General features: G+C 33.2%; 16 protein-coding genes. 13 read left to right on the forward strand and 3 right to left on the reverse strand.

The window, feature by feature from the left end; translation table 11 throughout:
* Positions 1-45 precede the first annotated feature (45 nt).
* Positions 46-5,397 carry a polyketide synthase gene (locus IRZ99_RS03555; RefSeq protein ID WP_194655953.1) on the reverse strand — a complete coding sequence of 1,784 codons (5,352 nt, stop codon included), beginning with the start codon at positions 5,395-5,397 and terminating at the stop codon, positions 46-48.
* Between the two features lie 939 nt (positions 5,398-6,336).
* Here IRZ99_RS03555 and IRZ99_RS03560 point away from each other — a divergent pair.
* From IRZ99_RS03560 to IRZ99_RS03580, 5 genes are all read left to right on the forward strand, one after another.
* Positions 6,337-6,762, forward strand: coding sequence for a T9SS type A sorting domain-containing protein (locus IRZ99_RS03560; protein WP_194655954.1), 426 nt, complete (start codon positions 6,337-6,339; stop codon positions 6,760-6,762).
* A 4-nt stretch (positions 6,763-6,766) separates the two neighbouring features.
* Positions 6,767-7,504 (forward strand): hypothetical protein, encoded by a 738-nt coding sequence (locus IRZ99_RS03565; RefSeq protein WP_194655955.1) that lies wholly within the window; start codon positions 6,767-6,769, stop codon positions 7,502-7,504.
* Positions 7,501-9,681 carry a hypothetical protein gene (locus IRZ99_RS03570; RefSeq protein ID WP_194655956.1) on the forward strand — a complete coding sequence of 727 codons (2,181 nt, stop codon included), beginning with the start codon at positions 7,501-7,503 and terminating at the stop codon, positions 9,679-9,681. The genes IRZ99_RS03565 and IRZ99_RS03570 overlap by 4 nt, the downstream gene beginning before the upstream one ends.
* Before the next feature lie 610 nt (positions 9,682-10,291).
* Positions 10,292-10,525: a helix-turn-helix domain-containing protein gene (locus IRZ99_RS03575; protein ID WP_194655957.1), complete on the forward strand. Its 234-nt coding sequence runs from the start codon at positions 10,292-10,294 to the stop codon at positions 10,523-10,525.
* Between the two features lie 72 nt (positions 10,526-10,597).
* Positions 10,598-10,801 (forward strand): helix-turn-helix transcriptional regulator, encoded by a 204-nt coding sequence (locus IRZ99_RS03580; RefSeq protein WP_194655958.1) that lies wholly within the window; start codon positions 10,598-10,600, stop codon positions 10,799-10,801.
* A gap of 97 nt (positions 10,802-10,898) precedes the next feature.
* On the opposite strand, the gene IRZ99_RS03585 is transcribed toward IRZ99_RS03580, so the two are convergent.
* On the reverse strand, positions 10,899-11,363 hold the full coding sequence (locus IRZ99_RS03585) for a UpxY family transcription antiterminator (RefSeq protein WP_194655959.1): 465 nt from the start codon (positions 11,361-11,363) through the stop codon (positions 10,899-10,901).
* Positions 11,364-11,680: 317 nt separating this feature from the next.
* Positions 11,681-11,803 (reverse strand): hypothetical protein, encoded by a 123-nt coding sequence (locus IRZ99_RS21255; RefSeq protein ID WP_255545717.1) that lies wholly within the window; start codon positions 11,801-11,803, stop codon positions 11,681-11,683.
* A 160-nt stretch (positions 11,804-11,963) separates the two neighbouring features.
* Here IRZ99_RS21255 and IRZ99_RS03590 point away from each other — a divergent pair, with 160 nt between their 5' ends.
* The 8 genes from IRZ99_RS03590 (at position 11,964) to IRZ99_RS03625 (ending at position 20,833) form a co-directional block, all read left to right on the forward strand.
* Positions 11,964-12,398, forward strand: coding sequence for an adenylyltransferase/cytidyltransferase family protein (locus IRZ99_RS03590; protein ID WP_194655960.1), 435 nt, complete (start codon positions 11,964-11,966; stop codon positions 12,396-12,398).
* A complete protein-coding gene (locus tag IRZ99_RS03595) occupies positions 12,388-13,389 on the forward strand; it encodes a mannose-1-phosphate guanylyltransferase (protein WP_194655961.1) in 1,002 nt (333 codons plus the stop codon). Before IRZ99_RS03590 ends, IRZ99_RS03595 begins: the two co-directional genes overlap by 11 nt.
* 32 nt (positions 13,390-13,421) lie before the next feature.
* Positions 13,422-14,375 carry a GDP-L-fucose synthase gene (locus tag IRZ99_RS03600; RefSeq protein WP_194655962.1) on the forward strand — a complete coding sequence of 318 codons (954 nt, stop codon included), beginning with the start codon at positions 13,422-13,424 and terminating at the stop codon, positions 14,373-14,375.
* 97 nt (positions 14,376-14,472) lie between these two features.
* The gene (gmd, locus tag IRZ99_RS03605; RefSeq protein ID WP_194655963.1) at positions 14,473-15,597 is read left to right on the forward strand and encodes a GDP-mannose 4,6-dehydratase; all 1,125 of its coding nucleotides are present in this window, start codon (positions 14,473-14,475) and stop codon (positions 15,595-15,597) included.
* 53 nt (positions 15,598-15,650) lie between these two features.
* Positions 15,651-17,063 (forward strand): UDP-glucose 6-dehydrogenase, encoded by a 1,413-nt coding sequence (locus IRZ99_RS03610; protein ID WP_194655964.1) that lies wholly within the window; start codon positions 15,651-15,653, stop codon positions 17,061-17,063.
* Between the two features lie 49 nt (positions 17,064-17,112).
* Positions 17,113-18,426, forward strand: a complete 1,314-nt coding sequence (locus tag IRZ99_RS03615; RefSeq protein ID WP_194655965.1) for a polysaccharide biosynthesis protein — start codon at positions 17,113-17,115, stop codon at positions 18,424-18,426.
* 86 nt (positions 18,427-18,512) lie between these two features.
* Positions 18,513-19,595 (forward strand): hypothetical protein, encoded by a 1,083-nt coding sequence (locus IRZ99_RS03620; protein ID WP_194655966.1) that lies wholly within the window; start codon positions 18,513-18,515, stop codon positions 19,593-19,595.
* The gene (locus IRZ99_RS03625) at positions 19,592-20,833 is read left to right on the forward strand and encodes a glycosyltransferase family 4 protein (protein WP_194655967.1); all 1,242 of its coding nucleotides are present in this window, start codon (positions 19,592-19,594) and stop codon (positions 20,831-20,833) included. The genes IRZ99_RS03620 and IRZ99_RS03625 overlap by 4 nt, the downstream gene beginning before the upstream one ends.
* Positions 20,834-20,845: the final 12 nt, after the last annotated feature.

Here is a 20,845-nt window from a genome sequence, read left to right on the forward strand (position 1 = left end):
TGAAATTGTACAGTTCGTAAAGTGACAATTTAAAATAATTGATTATTAATCATGGTTGCAAGATTCTAGTAGCTGTATTTTTATGAACTTCCCTTTTTTATTAGAATCTTCTATAAACCATGCTGGATTCCCGTTTTCGTCACGCCCTAATTTTCCGCCCTTAACAGGTGGATCATTAGCCATTATGATATACTTTTTATCTGCGATTTTGTTCTCCAAAAATTGCTGATCAGCAATCTTCAAAACATCAAAAGTTTTTTCTGGTTGTAGGGTTTCATTTGTTTCAATGACCTTGTCGGGTTTAAAAGTTTCAGCATCTAAAAGTTCTGTTTTCAGACTTCCAAGAGCAGATTTTCCATTTAAGGTGGTATTTCGATAATTTTGTAATTGGTCGATCTTTTGGCTCAAAAGCTGTATTTGCTGAACAATTTGTTCTAATGAAATTTGATTTTCAATTGAAGATAATTGAGGTTTATTTATTAAAATATTAGATTCAATGATTTCATTAGGAGTGATTTCAATTTCTTTTTTAGATTCATTGAGATCCTCTTCAGGAAGGTTAAGGTCTATATAATCAGCTAAAAGAGATGGTGTTGAAAAAACTTCGTTAAGTTGTCTAAAAGTAATTGGTAAGTCAAACTCTTTTTTCAGTTTGCCTGACAATTGGGTAAGAGATAAGGAATCAAGTCCAAGTTCTAAGAAAGTATTTGATGCTGCATCAGATTCATAACTTATTCCTGATGCGTTCCTAATAATTTCTGAAATCTTAAATTGTACTGAATCTTTTCTTGAATTGTTTGTTTTGGTAGCGCTATCGGTTTCTACTGAAGCTATAGGTGTATTTAAAACTGCCGGTATATCAGCAACGGCAGTTTTTTGAATTACTACTGTCTCAACTGTACTTAAAGGTTCAATCCAACAAGGTTTGCGATCAAAAACATAACTCGGTAATTTGATTTTTTGTCTCTGTTGTTGATCGTAAAAAGCATGCCAGTCAGGTTTTATACCTCTAATCCATAAGTCGCCTAAAGCGTTTAACAAAGTAGAATATTCGTTTTCTTGCTCATCCTTAGGAAAAGTTAGACTAGGAAAAGCTGGTATGACTTTACCAACAGCTTGTTGACGCGCTAAAGTAATTAGAGTTTGCCCAGGGCCAACTTCTAATAATATATAATCCTCTAAACCAAATGCAGTATCCATTGCATCTGCAAATCTTACCGTATTTTTTAAGTGGTTCACCCAATAGATTGCACTTGTGGCTTCTGTATCTGAAAGCCAGGTTCCCGTTACTGTCGAGATAATAGGTAAGCGAGGAATATTTAATTTTATTTTTTCTACTTCATTTTTAAATGATTCTAAAATAGGATCCATCATAAAAGAGTGAAAGGCATGGCTGGTAAGGAGTATTTTGTTGGGAATATCTTGCGAATCAAGTTTTTTATTAAAATCAGTAATATCTTCTTTTGTGCCCGAAACCACACAAAACTGATTTGAATTTATTGCCGCAAGTGAAAGTGTTTCAGGAAGCACTTCATTTAATTGCTCAATAGGTACTCGTACAGCCAGCATAGATCCGCCAGGGAGTCCACTGATTAATTTTCCTCTAACCGCAACGATGTGTAAAGCGTCTTTTAAATTCATAATTCCTGCCAAATGTGCTGCGGCAAATTCACCAATACTATGGCCACAAAGAAAAGTTGGTTTTATTCCCCAACTCATCCATAATTGAGACAATGCATATTCGGTAACGAATAAAGCAGGTTGCGTTAAACGAGTATCTTTTAAAAGTTCTTCCGCTTCACCGGAGTTAATTTCAGGATAGATTATATGACGTATATCTAAATTTAAATCTTCCATCAATAGTTCAGCGCATTTATCTATCGCATTGCGATATACTTCTTCGTTATCATAAAGCGTTTTACCCATTTGTAAAAATTGGGCTCCTTGTCCCGGGAATAAAAATCCCATTTCGCCAGGTGCACTTTTTAATAGTGCGGATTTAATGCTTTTTGTTTTGAGAGAAATTAATTTTTCGGCTGCATCGCTTGCAGTATTGGCTATTAAAAAGCTTCTATGGTTAAAGTCATCGCGCGTTGCACTCAATGAATAAGCTATGTCTGCTAAATCATTATCTTTTGATTTATCAATAAAGTTACCCAGCTCATTTTCATAGCTCAGCAGACTATTTTGGCTTTTAGCAGACCACATGAGTATTTGAAGTGGTCGCGTCGTTGAAGGTGGCAAAGGTTTCATCTCATATTCTTCGACAATAACATGTGCATTGGTACTTCCTATACCAAATGAGCTCACGCCAGCTCTTCTTTTACCATCGGCATTCCAGTCAATCAATTTATTATTGATGTAAAAAGGGCTATTATCAAAATCTATATTTGGATTTGGTTTCGTGAAATTAACCATTGGAGGTATTTGCTTATGACGCATTGCTAATAATGTCTTTATTAGACCTGCAGCACCTGCAGCAGCAGTGGTATGACCCATATTACTTTTTATAGATCCCAAAGCACAATAGCCATTTTTTTCTTGTTTACCATAAGCGATTTTAAGTCCTTCTATTTCTATTGGATCGCCAATAGGAGTTGCGGTGCCATGTGCTTCCATATAAGTAATGGTTGATGGCGATATTTGAGCGTCATTGAATGCATTTATTATGGCTCCAGCCTGACCTTTTGGGCTTGGTGCCATAAAACTGCCTTTGTCTCCTCCGTCGTTATTTACACCAACGCCTTTAATTACTCCGTAAATAATATCTCCGTCTTTTTCAGCTTCTTCCAATCTTTTAAGTAAAACGACTCCTGCGCCATCACTAAAGACGGTACCTTTTCCAGAAGCCTCAAAAGATCTTGTAGAACCATCTGGACTTTTAATAAATCCATCATCATAAAGATGACCACTATTTATGGGTGAAGTTACGCTGGAACCGCCCGCGAGAGCAACGTCACACATTCCGGTTCTTATTGCTTTTACCGCTTCAGCAACTGCTAATAACGAAGTCGAGCAAGCGGAATGCACACTAACAGAAGGACCTTTTAAATTTAAATGATATGAAGTTCTGGGGGCAATAAAATCTTTTCCATTTACAGTATAGATCTGAAGTTCGCCTATTGAACTTTTTAGCTCTTTGTTTGAAAATATATTATTTTCGTAGTAAGTATTAATTTCACTGCCTGAGTATACTCCAATACTTCCTTTGTAATGTTTAGGAAGATGTCCGGATTGCTCTAATGCCTCAAATGAAATTTCTAGAAACACTCTTATTTGCGGATCCATAGCGGCCGCAAGTTGTGGGTTTAATCCAAAGAAATTGGCATCAAATGTTTTGGCTGAAGACAAAATCCCTCGAGCACCTATATAAAGTGGGTCTTTACGAAGACTTTCAGGCAAACTAATGTCTAATTCATCTTTTGTAAAATAAGATATTGTCTCTTTTCCATTTTTTAAGTTCTCCCATAATTCCTCCATTGAGTCAGAACCAGGGAATCTTCCAGCCATACCAATTACCGCAATGTCTGCAGAAACAGTTTTGTTTTTGGTCTCTTTAAAGGCAAACAAATCTTCCTTATTTTTTTCTCCATTTTTATCCTCTCCTAAAATTGTACAAAGCTCTCTAATTGTAGGGTAGATGTACATTTTTGAAACAGGTACTTCAATCGATAAACGTTGTCTCAATACCGAAGTAATTTTTTGTGCCAATACTGAACTACCTCCAATATCAAAAAAATCATCATCTATACCTATACTTGGTATTTTTAATTCTTCGCTCCAGATCTTTGCAATATCTTTTTCTAATTGTGTATTAGGTTTTTTAAATAGAGGAGCAGAGTCTGGTCTGGTATATTCAGGAATTGGTAAACTCTTTTTATCAATTTTCCCGTTTGGTGTTATTGGAAAATCCTCTACCCAAATATATTTGTAGGGTAATAATATTTCTGGTAAAATTTTTGAAAGTGCCTCATGAATTATTTTTTCATCCTTTAGTTGTTCATTAGATTTAAAATAAGCTATAAGTTTATCTTCATTTCCATAATAATTGCTTACAATTACTGCAGACTGTTTTATTCCTGGAAAACTATTTAAGGCAGTTTCAATTTCACCTAATTCAATACGATGTCCTCTAATTTTTACTTGGTGATCTATGCGCCCCAAACATTGAAATTCTCCATTCGGTAATAATTTTCCCAAGTCACCGGTACGATAAAGAATAGCATTTGGTTCTGTTGAAAATGAATCTGGAATAAATTTTTCAGCTGTAAGTTCCGGACGTTTCCAATAACCTTGAGCAACACCATCTCCACCAATAACTATTTCTCCAATTGTTCCCGGGGCAACAGCTTGCCCATGCTCATCTAATAAGTAAATTTGTGTGTTTGCAATAGGTCCTCCAATTGTAATTAATTCATCTTTGGCGTTAATTTGCTTGATAGCTGACCATATTGTAGTTTCTGTCGGGCCGTACATATTCCAAAGAGAATCACATCTTGCAGTTAACTGATGCGCCAAATTTAAAGGCATAGCTTCACCGCCACAAAGGGCTTTTAACCTCAACGGTGTTTCCCAGCCAGAATCAAGCAGTAATTGCCATGTAGTTGGTGTAGCCTGAAGTATTGTAATTTCTTTTTTTTGCAAGAGCTGAAGTAAAAGCTGCCCATCATGGGTAGTTTGGTAATCAGCAAAAACTACTATAGCACCTTTAATTAAGGGTAGAAATAATTCGAGACCTGCAATATCAAAAGAAATTGTCGTAATGGACAGTAATTTATCATCAGGATTTATGCCAGGCTCAATCGCCATGCTGAATAAGAAGTTTACTAAATTTTTATGAGTTACAGTAACTCCCTTGGGCTTTCCGGTAGATCCGGAGGTATACATCATATAGGCAACAGCCTCTTGAGCAACAGTAAGCAAAACAGGTGAAATAGGATAGTTGTCTAATACTGACAACGCGTTTTCGACCAATATTGTTTTGGAATAAATTGGCAATGAAGATACAAGTGATTTTGTAGTCAACAAAAAACTAGCCTCAGAATCTTCAAGCATAAATTCTAAACGTCCAATTGGAAATTTAGGATCTAATGGTAAATATGAGGCACCACATTGTAAAATGGCAAAGAGAGCGATAATTAATTTAGGACTTCGCTCCATGGAAACAGCAACTATTTGCCCAGGGGATAAGCCCTGAGACAGAAAATAATTAGCCATTTGGTTTGTCTTTTTTAATAATTCTCCATATGTAAGCTTTTCATCTTCAAATTCAAGAGCTATTAAATTAGGGAAAATGGCAGCTTGCTCTGCAAAAAGGTTATGTAACGCACTTGTAGGATACGTCATTTTAGTCCAACTTATCTTGTTGTCTAAATTATTTTTGTTAAGTCTTTTCATTTTAATGCTATTAAAATTAAAGTTGGGCAAAATAATATGATGAGTTTAACCTCATGATATTTATAATTTATTACTTAGAACTGAGTATTTTTTTTACTAAATAGTTTGTTTATCTAAAAAATAGATGTGGGAGTTATAATTCTTTTTTGGCTAATAATTTTGATGTAAAATATTTTGTATGTATCTGTTAATTAGCTATTAATGTTTTTTTGAAATAAAGTTTTTTTTCGCTTATACTTGTATTCATATCATTGCTATTACCATCTATGAATAACATATTCTAAATTAGATTTGGGTAATTTTACTAAATCTGATAAGTTGTTTACGAAACCAATTTTGTTGACCAATTTTCCTTTTTTGCAATTGCAAGATTTTTGTATGTAAATATCTTACCTATTTATCTTTCTGTTTTTTGTTTTAAAAGGCAATAATTCCTCGTTGAGACCAATTTACCCTTGAACAGGACAGTATTTATTTTGACAGAAATAAAATGTTTAATTTTACTTTTTTATAAGTTGCTTTCGTTTAGTTATTTACATGTTTTTTGGAAGGTAAATATCTAGTAATAGCTGTTCAGATTTTTAAAGAAATCAGATATGCTAATAAGTAAAAAAAGAAGCAACCAATATATTTTCATGAAAACATAACAGTTGTCATATTAGGTGTGATCTGGTTCATTATTATTTTTTAGTAAAGAGAGAGGAACGCTATAAAGGATTTTTTCAATGTAGGTAAATAGTCATTAAAATACTACATTTAATGTCGTTTATCGGAATTAAAATCAGTTTTATCGGTTTTATTTTGTAAATAAATATTTTTGCAGTAAAATAATAAGCCTATAAAACTGTGAAGTATCAAAATTTAAAAATTATTAATCTGCTCATAATTATGCTGTTGTTCTTTCCTTTTAAAGGAAATAGTCAAAATACACAAGATATTATGGAAACCATAATTACATCTGGTAGTAATGCAACAGGAAGTTCTGGTTCTGTAACTTATTCAATTGGCCAGGTATTCTATACTTATATAGGAGTACAAACAGTTTATAATGTAGCTCAGGGTATACAGCATCAGGAAAATGATGAAAGTCTTGGTACACCAGAAATTGAAAAACCTACAACAGAAATATTTGTTTTCCCAAACCCAACGGCAGATTTTGTCAATATAAGTATGAAAGGCGATGAGCTGGAAGCCGCAAATAGATCCTATCGTCTATATGACTTACAAGGCAGGCTTTTGAAGCAAAATGTAATTACTCAAGCTGAAACCCAGATTAGCTTAAACAACTTTAGTTCATCCCTTTATGTACTTACGGTATATGTGGATAACAAACTTTATAAATCTTTTAAAATATTAAAAAAATAATATAATGAAAATTGCACTTACGATACTTTTATTTTTGACTTTTACCTTTACAGTACTTGCTCAAGCACCTGAAAAAATGAGTTATCAGGCAATTATTCGCGCACAAGATAATAGTCTGATCATGAATTCGAGAATTAGCCTTAAAGTTATTATACATCAAAGTACTGTTAACGGAACAACTGTATATCAGGAAACGCATTCTCCTACTACAAATAACAATGGTTTAGTTTCTCTTGAAATTGGAACGGGAACTGTTTCTATAGGTAATTTTAGTAAAATAGCCTGGGATAAAGGCCCTTATTTTATAGAAACGCAAGTTGATGTAAAGGGTGGTGCGAATTATAATATTACCGGAGTTACACAGCTTTTGAGTGTGCCATATGCCTTACATGCAAAAACAGCCGACAGATTAACCGGAGGGGTAACTACTCCAATTACCAAAGCTAACGTTATTTCATTCACTTCTTCAAGAAACATTGCTGCTGCGGATGTAAATAATACAATAGAGTGTACAACATCAGCCACATTAACATTAACCGCCAATTTTAGTAGTATGCTAATAGGGGAGACTATTAATTTAGAAGCCCATAACGGTGCTGTATTGACCATACTAGCCCCTTCAGGAGTGTCAATTAACTACAAAGCAAATGGTAGTGCAAAGTTTACCAGTGTTTCTGGAAACGTAAGGTTTGGCTTTCTTAGAAAAACGGGCACAAATTCCTATATTATATCTGGACAATGAAACATTTAATATTTTTTTTACTCTTTTCAACTATAGTTTTTTCACAAAACTATCATTATGCTATTGACGATGCTCCCGTAAAAACTCCAGAAATACCATCGGGAGTAAATAATCAATTGGAAGAAATTAAATATTTTGAAGCTTTTTTGTTACCAATTGCTCAAAAAGCAAGTATTCAGGCGGCTTTAGACTTGCATGGTGCTGTACGATTAGAAAAAGGGGATTATTCAGGAGTAGATATTGTCATGAAAAGCAATCAAAGGCTTTATGGTTATCCATCATTAACCAAAGTATCTAATATTACAATAACAGCCGGAAGTACAGGAGTGGTTTTAGAAAACTTACTTCCACAAGATAAAACGATAACGCTTCAGGCAGGAGGAGTAATTTCTAATTGTACTTTTAAATCTATAAAATGGGCAACTTTAAAGGCAACAAATGCAACGTTTACAAATAATACCTTTATAAATTACGGTGGTAATATTTTAATAGATTGTAGCCAGTCTGGTTATTTTAGAAATAATAAATTTATAAAACACCAATCAGGAGGGTTAACGACGGTTTTGACTATGAAAGGAAATACCGCAACTCCTAGTTATGGTAATGTGAATTTGCACACCAATTTTCTAACACCTCATGGAGATACAAGCGAGCTGAATAATTTAGTATCGGCTACTTTTGTTGGTATTGATGCAGAAGGCTGGAATCTTACAGGAGACGGAACCAAAGCTATGTTTAAGGCGAGTAATATGGGCAATGTTAAAATAACAGATTTAGGAGGTGGTAACTCATATTCTGCTGTTCGAACCGGAGCTTATGATATCGATGCTGCCAATGTATCTATATTAAATAAAAAACTTTCTACAGAATTTGATGTAATATCGCCGAGAACTAACATGATAATGATTGCTGCTTTAGGGGGATATAAAAGAGGGAGCGGAACAGTTACCGGGTATGATCTCTTGGGAAATTTAGATAATACCAACACTCTAAAATATAATAATGTTGAGCAAACTACTGCTATAACTAATACAACAATAGTTTCAAATCTTAGTGCTTCTATTCTGGGAAATAAATACACGCCCTGGAGCCGACCTGCATGGGAAACATTACCGGATCCGACAGGTGCAAATTGGAGATCTGACAGAGTAGGTAAACCAGATAGTACAACTTATATTCAGAATTTAATAAATACAAATGGAGTCGCACAACTTCCTGAGGGTGTCTATTATATTAGTTCTACTTTAAAAGTCCCTCTTGACAGAGCTCATGGAATTATGGGTAAGGGTACAGGAAAAACTTCCATAGTAGGTTTGAAAGATGATTTTCCTTTAATAACGCTTACGGGTGGTCAGGACGATAATTTTGTATTGGCACATTTGACGCTGCAAGGCGGCAGTGTAGGTGTTTATTCATCACAAAACTTTGGTACACAGCATATGAGTTTTGTATGGTTAAAATATGTAGTATTTAGAGATCAGAATTATGGCTTTCAGTTAGATAAAATGATGGGCTTTGATAATAATTTCTTTGATAATATTTCTTTTGTAAATTGCAATAAAGGATTTTTTCAAGATCCTCTTGTAAACGGAGATTCTGATCATTCCAGCTTTGTTGATAAAACAATGTTTTACAGAAGTCAGTTTATAAATTGCAATACAGCAGTTTCTATGTTAGCAACAAGGGCAGACAATTTAAATGCCTGGGTAGATTGTAAATTTAGTGGAGGACAATCCGCCCTTATTTTAGGTGGAAATAATTATCCAATAGCTGCCAATTGTGATTTTACAGGTTTTACAGGAAAGCAAGTTATAAGCAGTGGAGATATCTCTCTCTATAATTCTAATTTTTACAGTAACAGTACTACAGCTTCAACTATTAAATCTATTAACTCCTATATTGAAGGATGTAATTTTTCAGATGCAACAACCTTATTTTCATCTGTTATATATAATCCTGTAAATGCCTATATAACAAACTCTACTGTAACAAGTACAGTATCTTCTTTAGTGATAGATGGAGATTGGAACAGTAAATATTCAGGAGTATTTATGAATAGTAATTTTAAGTCAAACGCCACACTTAGCAAGCTATTAGTAAATGTAAAAGAAGGTAAGGCAACCGTAATTATAAATACAACTTCTAATCCTTATCCACAGCTTTTAGTAACACAATAAGCATTATAATTTTTGATATACATCTAACTTAACTGATCAATTTATTTATTGGTCAGTTTTTTTGTTTTAAATATCCCTTGTGCACTCTATAGTTATTAGACGTATTGGCTTGCTTCTTCTGTTATTTGGCTGTTATTGATCAAAAACCCCAAATGATTTCTAATAAAAAATCAGATACTTTCGTAGTTTATAAAAACTGATTTCAAAAGTATTTGTGCACCTTTTAACTAAAGTTTGTTTTTGGCAAGATTTTTCCTTTTTCTATAGTCTTAATAATTAAGGCTTTGTTTGGTAATGCGCTGTTAGTGTAGTTTTTATCTGGTTAAATTTAATTTTTAGACGGCTTAAATTGGTTATAGAAGGCGAGTAATTGCATTTTATCGATTTTAAAATCCGTTGGACAGATTTATTATTTAAAACTATGAAAAATGCATATTTTTGAGCGAAATTTAAAATTGGCAAGACAAAATTGATTGTTTGGTCAAAAATGTTATTAATAATATATTATTTAGGGTTAAAATTTAACTTTTTGATAACATTGAAAGAAGAGCGAATTTTTTTTAACTACAATAGTAATTCAAGATAAGAATTACTAAAATTTTTTATTTTCATGAAATATAGTGTATACGAAAATATCAGAAAAATAAGAGAATTAAAAAACTTAACCAGAGAGTTTGTGGCTGCTGAATTAAAAATGAGCCCTAGTGGCTATGGTAAAATTGAAAGAGGAGATGTCGATTTAACTGTTTCTAAATTAATTGAGATTTCAAAAGTTTTAGATGTTTCAATTGAGTTCATATTTAAATTTGATGTGTCTATTTTTTTCAATGAAACGGCAAGATAAATTATTCTGAAAAAATGTAAAATTAAAAGTTTAATAGCGAGACATAAATAGAGTAAATTAAATAATAAAGTTATGGAAAATTACTATTTAAGAATCAAAAAGTATCGGATAGAAAATAATCATACTTCTGAATATATAGCTATTCAAATGGAAATGAGTTTGAAAAAGTATGAGAGTATTGAGAAAGGAATGGTTGATCTCAAATTATCAAAGTTAGATAAGTTAGTGAAAATTTTAGGAATCAAAAAAAGTGAAATTTTCAAGTTGGATACTTAATTTTAGACAAAAAACATTTTTTGTTATCCACACAAAAAAAATAGAGTTCACTATTAAAAAGAACTCTAATTTTTTACTTCCTATTAGTACCTAATATTTACTTTTTTACTTTTAAAACATATCCCAAAGATTCCAGAATTAAAACATAATGCGTTTTTGTGATGTCCTTTACAATAGCATTATGATCACAAAATGGCCCGGAATTCAAATGTATTTCATCTCCAATTTGATACTGCATAACCGATATTTCTTTGGCAGTATCGCCACTTTTAAGCCATTCTTTTATAGTTTCAATTTCCTGGTCTTTTACAATAGCATGTTTACCTAACCAAAATAAATACCGTACCACACCAGGTGAATTAAAAACCAGATTTCTATCTTTTTCTTCTAATTGTACAAATATATAATGATCAAATAATGGTGATTCGACCTTTATTTTTCTATCAGATCTTTGCACGATTTTTTTAATCAAAGGGCAATAGCAATTGACATTAAATCTGGTTAATTGTTCTGCGGCTCTTTTTTCCCATTTGGGTCTAGTGTATACGACGTACCATTTCATAATCCTAATTATTTTGTATTAAAACACATTATGATTTAAATAGAGATTTACTCTTTTGTATTTACCTCAGTTATTTTTTTAAGAGTAATAGCTCAACTTTAATTTTTCACTGCAAATAAATATTCTTCAAAATCTAAACAATCACAAGGGTTTACAGCCTTTTTTATTAATAAGCAGACGTGCTGTTTCAAGTATTAATTACTTTGTGAATTTAATTCGAAGCACGGTAAACATTTACATTTTTAATAGCATTTTTTCCTTAGTAAGGACATTTAGCAACGAAAATGTAGTTTTAATTCTACATCAGTATTATAATTTTAACATAAATTAACATTGTTGATATAGCCGATAAAAATGATTTTTAATTTCTGAATTCTTAAGTCTGAATTTGAATTGTTTTTATACTTATAAGGAACAATAATTTTAATTTCTTTAGACATAAATTTTTCTTTTTTGGATAGCTAGATTGTAGCTATTCACGGGGAACCCCTTTTCATTTCTGAAAAAAGGAGCATTAAAATCCTGTAACAAGGTTAATAATGTATTTTGACTACAAATCCATATTAACAAACTTACTTTTAACTTAAAAACATTAAGCTTATGAAAATTGGAATAACTTTTAGTGCTTTTGATTTATTACATGCAGGGCACGTGAAAATGCTTGAAGAAGCAAAACTACATTGTGATTATTTAATTGTTGGTTTACAGACCGATCCCACCTTGGATCGCCCAACAAAAAATAAACCAACTCAAACTGTTGTCGAACGCTACATACAATTGAAAGCGTGTAAGTTTGTTGATGAAATAGTTCCTTATGCGACTGAACAGGACTTAGAAGATATTTTGAAAGCCTTTACTATTGATGTGCGTATCTTAGGAGATGAATATAAGGAAAGAGATTTTACAGGCAGAAGTTATTGCGAAGAAAAAGGAATTGAGTTGTACTTTAATATAAGAGACCATCGTTTTTCAAGTACCAATTTGCGTCATGAAGTGTATCAGAAAGAAATTTTAATGAACAGTAATGGCAATTAGTACTCTTACTCATGTAATTCTAACAGGGGGAGTTGGCAGCAGATTATGGCCTCTATCCAGAAAAACACTTCCTAAGCAATATCTTGAACTTTTTGACGGAGAGTCACTTTTTGAAAAAACAGTGAACCGTAATCAGGTTATTTCCAATAAAACGATAGTGGTTGGAAATATAGAAAATTACAAAATGAGTAATGCCATTATGTCAAAATTAAGTAAGTCTTTTACTCATATTGTAGAAGCTGTACCTCGCAATACAGCTGCAGCAATTGCATTTGCAGCATTTGCATCAAAGCCAGAAGATATTTTACTGGTTACACCATCAGATCATATTATAGAAAGCAATCAGTTATATGATGCTGCTTTGCAAAAAGCGATTGTACTGGCTAATCAGGATTACCTTGTTACGTTTGGTATAAAACCTACTAAACCGGAAACGGGTTATGGTTATATTGAATTTGAGAATGAAAATGTAATTGCATTTCATGAAAAGCCAGATTTCGAAACAGCAACAGCCTATCTTCAAAATGGAAATTATTTTTGGAACAGTGGACTTTTTTGTTTTAAAGCAGAAAAATTTTTAGAAGAGCTTGAAAAGCAGGAACCTGAAGTTTATTGGGCTTCAAAAGCGGTTTGGGAAGTAAATAAAGACGGCTTTCTGAATTATGAATTGTCACTAAATATTCCTTCCATAAGTATTGATTATGCAGTTATGGAACGAAGTAAAGACATTAAAGTAGTCCCTGGTCATTTTGAATGGTCTGATCTGGGTTCGTTCGAATCGGTTTATGATTATCTGGTGCAAAAAGGCCATCCAATTGACGAAAACAGAAATATTGCCATAGGAACTTCATTACACACTACTTTTATTGGTGTTAAAAATTGCATTTTAATTTACACCACCGATGCCTTAATGGTCTTGCAAAAAGAAAATTCTCAAGAGGTAAAACAAGTTTATCAACATTTAGAATCTATTGCTTCGCCATTATTATAATTCATTTTAATTTTTTTATAAACGAGCCTACAATGATTGACAAAAATGCTGCAATATATATTGCCGGACACCAAGGAATGGTTGGAAGTGCTATTTGGAGAACCTTACAAGCAAAAGGTTACCATAATCTTATAGGAGCTTCAAGTAAAGAATTGGATTTAAGAGAACAAGAAGATGTTCGGGACTTTCTTCGAAAAACAAGACCTGATGTTATTATAGATGCTGCGGCAAAAGTAGGAGGGATCATGGCGAATAATGATTTTCCGTATCAATTTTTGATGGAAAACATGCAAATTCAAAATAACCTTATTGGTGAAGCACATAAGTTGGGTGTAAGCAAGTTTATCTTTTTAGGTAGTTCGTGTATTTATCCAAAATTAGCATTACAGCCTTTAAAAGAAGAGTATTTGATGACAGGTTCGTTAGAAACTACAAACGAGTGGTATGCTTTAGCAAAAATTAGTGGTGTAAAATTATGCCAGGCTATACGCAAACAATTCAAAAAAGATTTTGTGAGTTTAATGCCAACAAATTTATACGGTATCCATGACAATTTTGATTTGGACAGTTCTCACGTTTTGCCGGCGATGATTCGTAAATTTCATGAAGGCAAAGAAAATAATAATGCTTCAGTTATCCTTTGGGGTACAGGTAAACCAATGCGGGAATTTCTATTTGTAGATGATATGGCAGAAGCGGTAGTTTTTGCTTTAGAAAATGAGCTTCCGGGACATTTGTACAATGTGGGAAGCGGAGAAGATATTACTATTAAAGAATTAGCTGCTATAATACAAAAAATCGTCGGGCATACCGGACAGATTATTTGGGATGATAACAAACCGGATGGGACACCAAGAAAATTGCTGGATGTTTCTAAAATGCATAAGATCGGTTGGAAACACGAGATTAATCTTGAACAAGGAATTCAAAAAACCTACAATTGGTTTTTGGAAAATATTGAAAATTTTAAAGAAAAGATCTATTAGTAGGTCCTTTTAATTTATCTCCAACAAAAATTTTATCGTTACGATTTTAAAAATTTGCACTTTGCAACACAATGCCTTGTGCCTTATACTTAACATTATGAGTCCATTAAAAAAAATAGCTTTTATTACAGGTGTTACCGGACAAGACGGAGCTTATTTGAGTGAATTTTTACTAGAAAAAGGCTATATCGTACACGGTTTAAAAAGACGAACTTCTATGTTTAATACAGATCGTATTGATCATTTATATCAAGATCCCTATATAGAAAACAGGAATTTCATTTTGCATTATGGTGATATGACTGATAGTACCAATTTGACTCGTTTAATTCAGCAAATTCAGCCTGATGAGATTTATAATTTGGCAGCGATGAGTCATGTAGCAGTTTCATTTGAAACTCCGGAATATACTGGTAATGCAGATGGATTAGGAACCTTGCGCCTTCTGGATGCGATTCGTTTACTGGGGTTGGAAAAAAAGACACGAATTTATCAGGCATCGACTTCAGAGTTGTATGGGAAGGTGCAGGAAGTACCCCAAACTGAAAAAACACCTTTTTATCCACGTTCGCCTTATGCTGTGGCAAAAATGTATGCCTATTGGATTACCGTAAATTATAGAGAAGCTTACGGAATGTATGCCTGTAACGGAATCTTGTTTAATCATGAATCACCTATTCGTGGAGAAACTTTTGTAACGCGTAAAATTACCAGAGCAACTTCAAGAATAGCTTTAGGATTACAAGAAAAATTATACCTGGGAAATCTGGATGCAAAACGCGATTGGGGGCATGCCAAAGATTATGTGCGAATGATGTGGATGATTCTACAAGCAGAAGAACCTGAAGATTGGGTAATTGCAACAGGAACAACTACTCCGGTTCGTGAATTTGTTCGTATGAGTTTTGCCGAAGTAGGTATTGAATTAGAATTTAAAGGTAAAGGTGTAGAAGAAAAAGGCTTTGTGAAATATTGTAGCAATCCGGATTATCAGATTGCAGCAGGTACAGAAGTACTAGCAGTCGATCCAAATTATTTTAGACCTACAGAAGTAGATTTACTAATAGGAGATGCTTCAAAAGCCAGGACTAAACTAGGTTGGCAATGCCAATACGATTTACCTGCATTGGTAAAAGAAATGATGGAATCTGATTTAAAGTTGATGGCTAAAGAACAGCATTTAAAGGAATGTGGTTATAGCATCTTAAATTATTTCGAGTAAACCAATAATAAAGTAGTAGAACGTAATTTTTTATGCCTCCTAAAAGATATTAAATGAAAATTAAAAATATTTGCTGTTTAGGTGCCGGTTACGTTGGTGGTCCAACGATGTCTGTTATCGCATTAAAATGCCCGGAAATTCAAGTAACTGTTGTAGATTTAAACGAAGCTCGCATTTCGGCATGGAATGAGGAGGATCTGGATAAGTTACCTGTTTATGAACCAGGACTTGCAGAAGTAGTTCGTGAGGCAAGAGGTCGCAATTTGTTTTTTTCAACCGAAGTAGAGCGTGCAATTGAAGCTGCAGATATGATTTTTATAGCAGTAAATACTCCTACGAAAACTTATGGAGAAGGCAAAGGAATGGCGGCAGATTTAAAATTTGTTGAGCTTTGTGCCAGACAAATTGCCCGAGTAGCCAAAACGGATAAAATAATAGTAGAAAAATCAACTCTTCCAGTCCGGACAGCCGAAACATTACAGACTATTTTAGATCATACGGGCAACGGTGTTAAATTTGAAGTACTTTCAAATCCGGAGTTTTTAGCAGAAGGAACAGCTATTGATGATTTACTTAATGCCGACAGGGTTTTAATTGGAGGAAAACAAACGGAGAGTGGTCTACAGGCAATTCAATCTTTGGTTGATATTTACAGGCATTGGTTGTCACCAGAACAAATTTTAACCACAAATGTATGGTCTTCAGAATTATCAAAATTAACAGCCAATGCTTTTTTAGCACAAAGAATTTCCTCGATTAATGCGTTATCTGCTTTATGTGAAGTAACTGAAGCAGATGTTGATGAAGTTGCCAATGCCATTGGAACTGATACCCGAATTGGATCAAAATTTCTTAAAGCTTCAGTAGGATTTGGAGGATCTTGTTTTCAAAAAGACATTCTAAACTTAGTCTATTTATGCCGCTATTTTAATTTACCTGAAGTGGCTAATTATTGGGAGCAGATTATTATCCTGAACGATTATCAGAAATATCGTTTTGCAAAGAATATTATCAACACGCTTTTTAATACAGTTAGTGGAAAGAAAATAACTTTTTTAGGTTGGGCATTTAAAAAAAACACCAACGATACCAGAGAGTCCGCTGCTATTTATGTAGCAGAACATCTCATTGAAGATGGCGCAGAAATTCACATTTATGATCCAAAAGTTTCTGAAGAAAAAATCAAATACGATATGCGCTATATACTGGAATTAAAGGGACTTACAGAACAGAAAATTGAATCAAAAATAAAACAAATTTTCGTTTATAAAACAGCAATGGATGCTCTCGATCAAGCGCATGCAGTTGCAGTGTTAACTGAATGGGATGAATTTAAAATGTATGATTGGGCGACTATTTATTCCAGAATGTATAAGCCTGCTTTTGTATTTGATGGGCGTAATATTCTGGATGCAGAAAAATTAAAAGCAATTGGTTTTCAGATTAAGGGAATTGGAAAAGGGTAAGCTAATCGAGTATATAAAAACTATTTTTTAACCATTTTATTTTCATTCCTTGAAAAATATTCTGATAAAGTTCAAACAACATCCTAAGTATGATACAGTCATAAGCTGGGGAAAATTGCTTTCGATTACCGGAAGTGCTCAAGTTATTATACAGATTTTAGGATTTGGTTCAGGGATTTTAATAATCCGTTTGTTAACTGTTCAGGAATATGCTTTTTATACCTTAGCTAATACAATGCTGGGGATGATGGCCGTACTTGCTGACGGGGGTATCGTTCCGGGGGTCATGGCTCAAGGAGGAAAAGTTTGGGAAAATAAGCAAAAAATGGGCACTGTTTTAGCGACTGGTTTAGATTTAAGAAGAAAATTTGCAATTGCAAGTTTGTTAATCTCAGTACCTATTTTGTTTTATCTATTATTGCATAATGGTGCTAGCTGGATTATGGCATTACTTATAGCAACGGCGCTGATTCCTGCTTTTTATGCTACTTTATCAGATTCCTTATTAGAAATTATTCCTAAATTGAATCAGACTATCGTACCATTACAACGAAATCAAATCGAAGTAGGAGTTGTCAGATTATTTTTATCAGGTTTGACTATGTTTGTTTTTCCCTGGGCTTTTGTAGCTATATTAACGGCAGGTATTCCTCGTATATGGGGAAATGTTGGTTTAAGAAAAATAGTGTATACTATGGCTGACAAAGACAAAAAGCCTGACAAAGAAGTGAGAAGTGAAATATTAAGTCTAGTTAAACGAATACTTCCAACCTCTATTTATTACTGTTTTTCAGGACAAATTACAATTTGGTTGGTTTCTATTTTTGGCAATACACATTCTTTGGCTCAATTAGGTGCTTTAAGTAAAGTAAGTGTTATGTTGTCCATTTTTAATGTAATAATTGCAACATTAATTATTCCTCACTTTGCTAAATTAATTCCAGATAAATATTTATTGCTTAACCGTTTCTTGCAAATAATGGGGCTCTTGCTTGTTTTAGTAAATGCTATCGCCTTAATAGTTTATTTATTTCCTACTCCAATTTTATGGGTACTTGGAGACGCTTACAAAGGTTTGCAATTTGAGTTGTTATTAAGTATAATTAGTAGCTGCATTGGTTTACTAGGGGGAGTGGTTTTTAACTTATATACATCAAGAGGTTGGGCTATGTCTCCAATAGTGTCAATTTTAATTAATTTGTTTTCGATTGTTTTTTTTGCAAGCGTATTAGATTTAAGGAGCTTAAAAGGAGTTTTATTTTTTAATATAGCATTAGGAGTAGTTTCATTGTTGCAAACCATTTTGTTTTGTTTATATAATATTTTTCTAATAAAAAATAATGATAATCAATTAACCCTATAAAATGGGATTTAAGAGAAATAGCAAAATAAATAATTATTAATATCAGTAAGTTCTTAAACAGTTTTATTTATTAGACGCACGACAATATGGAAATTCTCTTTATTTGCGGCTCAGCCGAAATTGGTAATGATGGTGTAGGTGATTATACTCGTCGATTATGTGGAAAACTTATAAAATCTGGTCATGAAGCTCAAATTTTATCTATATGCGACCATCAGGCAAATTCTTTTATCAGTGAAACTCAAATAACAGAAGAAACAGAAGTACTGGTACATAGAATACCTATTTCAACTCCCAATAATCAACGCCTAATTTGGTTGCAAAGTGTTTTGAAAACTTTCGAACCCGATTGGATTTCTTTGCAATATGTCCCTTATAGTTTTAACCCAAAAGGATTGCCGTTCTGGCTTCCATCTTACTTAAAAAGAATAAAAGGAAATCATAAGTGGCATATAATGTTTCATGAATTATGGTTAGGGATCGATGTTGAATCTTCTATCAAACACAAATGTATTGGTCGATTACAACAAATTATAGCTAAAAAGGTAGTTCATAATACTAAAACACATTATATAAGTACTCAAAATAAATTATATCAATTCTTTCTGCAATCTCATAATATTAGTGCAGAAATTTTACCAATTTGTGGTAATATACCTTTGACAGGAATAAAAAAAGAATCTATAGAATTTGTGCAATTTGTTTTATTTGGTACAATTCATAATGGAGCTCCTTTTGAAGATTTTGTTGCTGATTTAATGAGTACTTCAAATAAGTTTGAAAAGCCAATAAAATTTGTTTTTATTGGTAAAAACGGCCCGGAACTTACAAGTTATATCTCTATACTGGATAATTATAAAATAGGTTATGAGGTTTTGGGGGTACAATCTGAAAATGTAATATCACAAGTACTCCGTGATAGTGATTTTGGAATATCTACAACACCTTATTACCAAAGTGAAAAAAGCGGAGTTTATGCGGCCTACAAAGAGCATCAGCTAAATACGATTTGTGTTTCGCGCGAATGGACACCAATAAAGGGACAGTACGTTATACCGCAAATTATTAAATATGAAAAAAATAATTTGAATATAATTCCGATGGATATTGAAGTTCCTGATACGCAAAATATGGCCACACAGTTTATTAATTCAATTTTCGTATCATGAAGTTATTGGTTTCTCATCCAACATTAAATGCGAATTCAAAAAATCTGATGATTGGATTATTGCAAAATAAGCTAGTTTTTAAATTATTTACGTCGATAGCAATATTCCCGGGGCAGCTATTATACAAATTAAGCAGTAACCCCAAATTAAAAGATTTAAAAAGAAGAAGTTTAGATAAAACATGGAAACCCTACACAAGATCAAACTCTTTTTTTGAGTTTGGACGTTTGTTAACTTCAAAATTGAATTTAGATAGTTTAATTGCACATGAAAATGGTATTTTTTGTATTGACAAAGTTTATCAAAAGCATGATAAATGGGTTTCAAATAATTTAGAGAAAGCAAAGAAAAGAGGACTATCAGGAGTCTATGCCTATGAAGATGGAGCATTGTCTACCTTTAAAAAAGCAAAACAATTAGGGCTTTGTTGTATTTATGACTTACCTATTGGTTATTGGAAAAGTGCCCGGTTATTACTGCAGGAAGAATTTGACGTAAATCCTGATTGGTCAGGCACACTTACCGGATTTAATGACTCAGCAGATAAACTCCAAAAAAAGGATCAGGAATTAGCATTGGCAGATGTGCTCTTTGTAGCAAGTAGCTTTACCAAAAAAACATTAAAAGAGTATTCAGGAGACTTACCGGAAATAAAAGTAATTCCGTATGGTTTTCCGGAAGTGAAGCAAAAGAAAAAGTATCAGCCGCTTGGAAATAGAAAGCTTAAAGTTTTATTTATCGGCGGTCTATCGCAACGAAAAGGGATCTCTTATTTATTTGAAGCAGTTGAAGGAATGCAAAATAAAGTGGAGTTAACTATTGTAGGTCAAAAAGCAGTAGCTAATTGTGCTGCACTGAATAAAGCCTTAGAAAAACACACATGGATTCCGTCTTTACCTCATGAAGAGATATTAGCCTGTATGAGTGAACATGATGTATTTGTTTTTCCTTCTCTTTTTGAAGGTTTTGGTTTGGTAATAACAGAAGCAATGTCACAAGGAGTACCAGTCATTACAACAGATCGTACAGCAGGACCGGATCTGATCAGGGATGATGAAGATGGATGGATTGTGCCGGCCGGTTCTTCATCAGCATTGAAACAAGTTCTTATTAAAATACTGGAAAAACCAGAAATACTGGAACAATTCGGACTCGCAGCTCAAAATAAAGCTAAAGCCAGACCATGGTCCGTTTATGGACAGGAAATGGCTGATGCACTTTCTTCGTTAGAGATTTAAAACAAACAGAAT

The sequence above is a fragment of the Flavobacterium sp. LC2016-12 genome (assembly GCF_015351595.1).
Lineage (GTDB): Bacteria > Bacteroidota > Bacteroidia > Flavobacteriales > Flavobacteriaceae > Flavobacterium.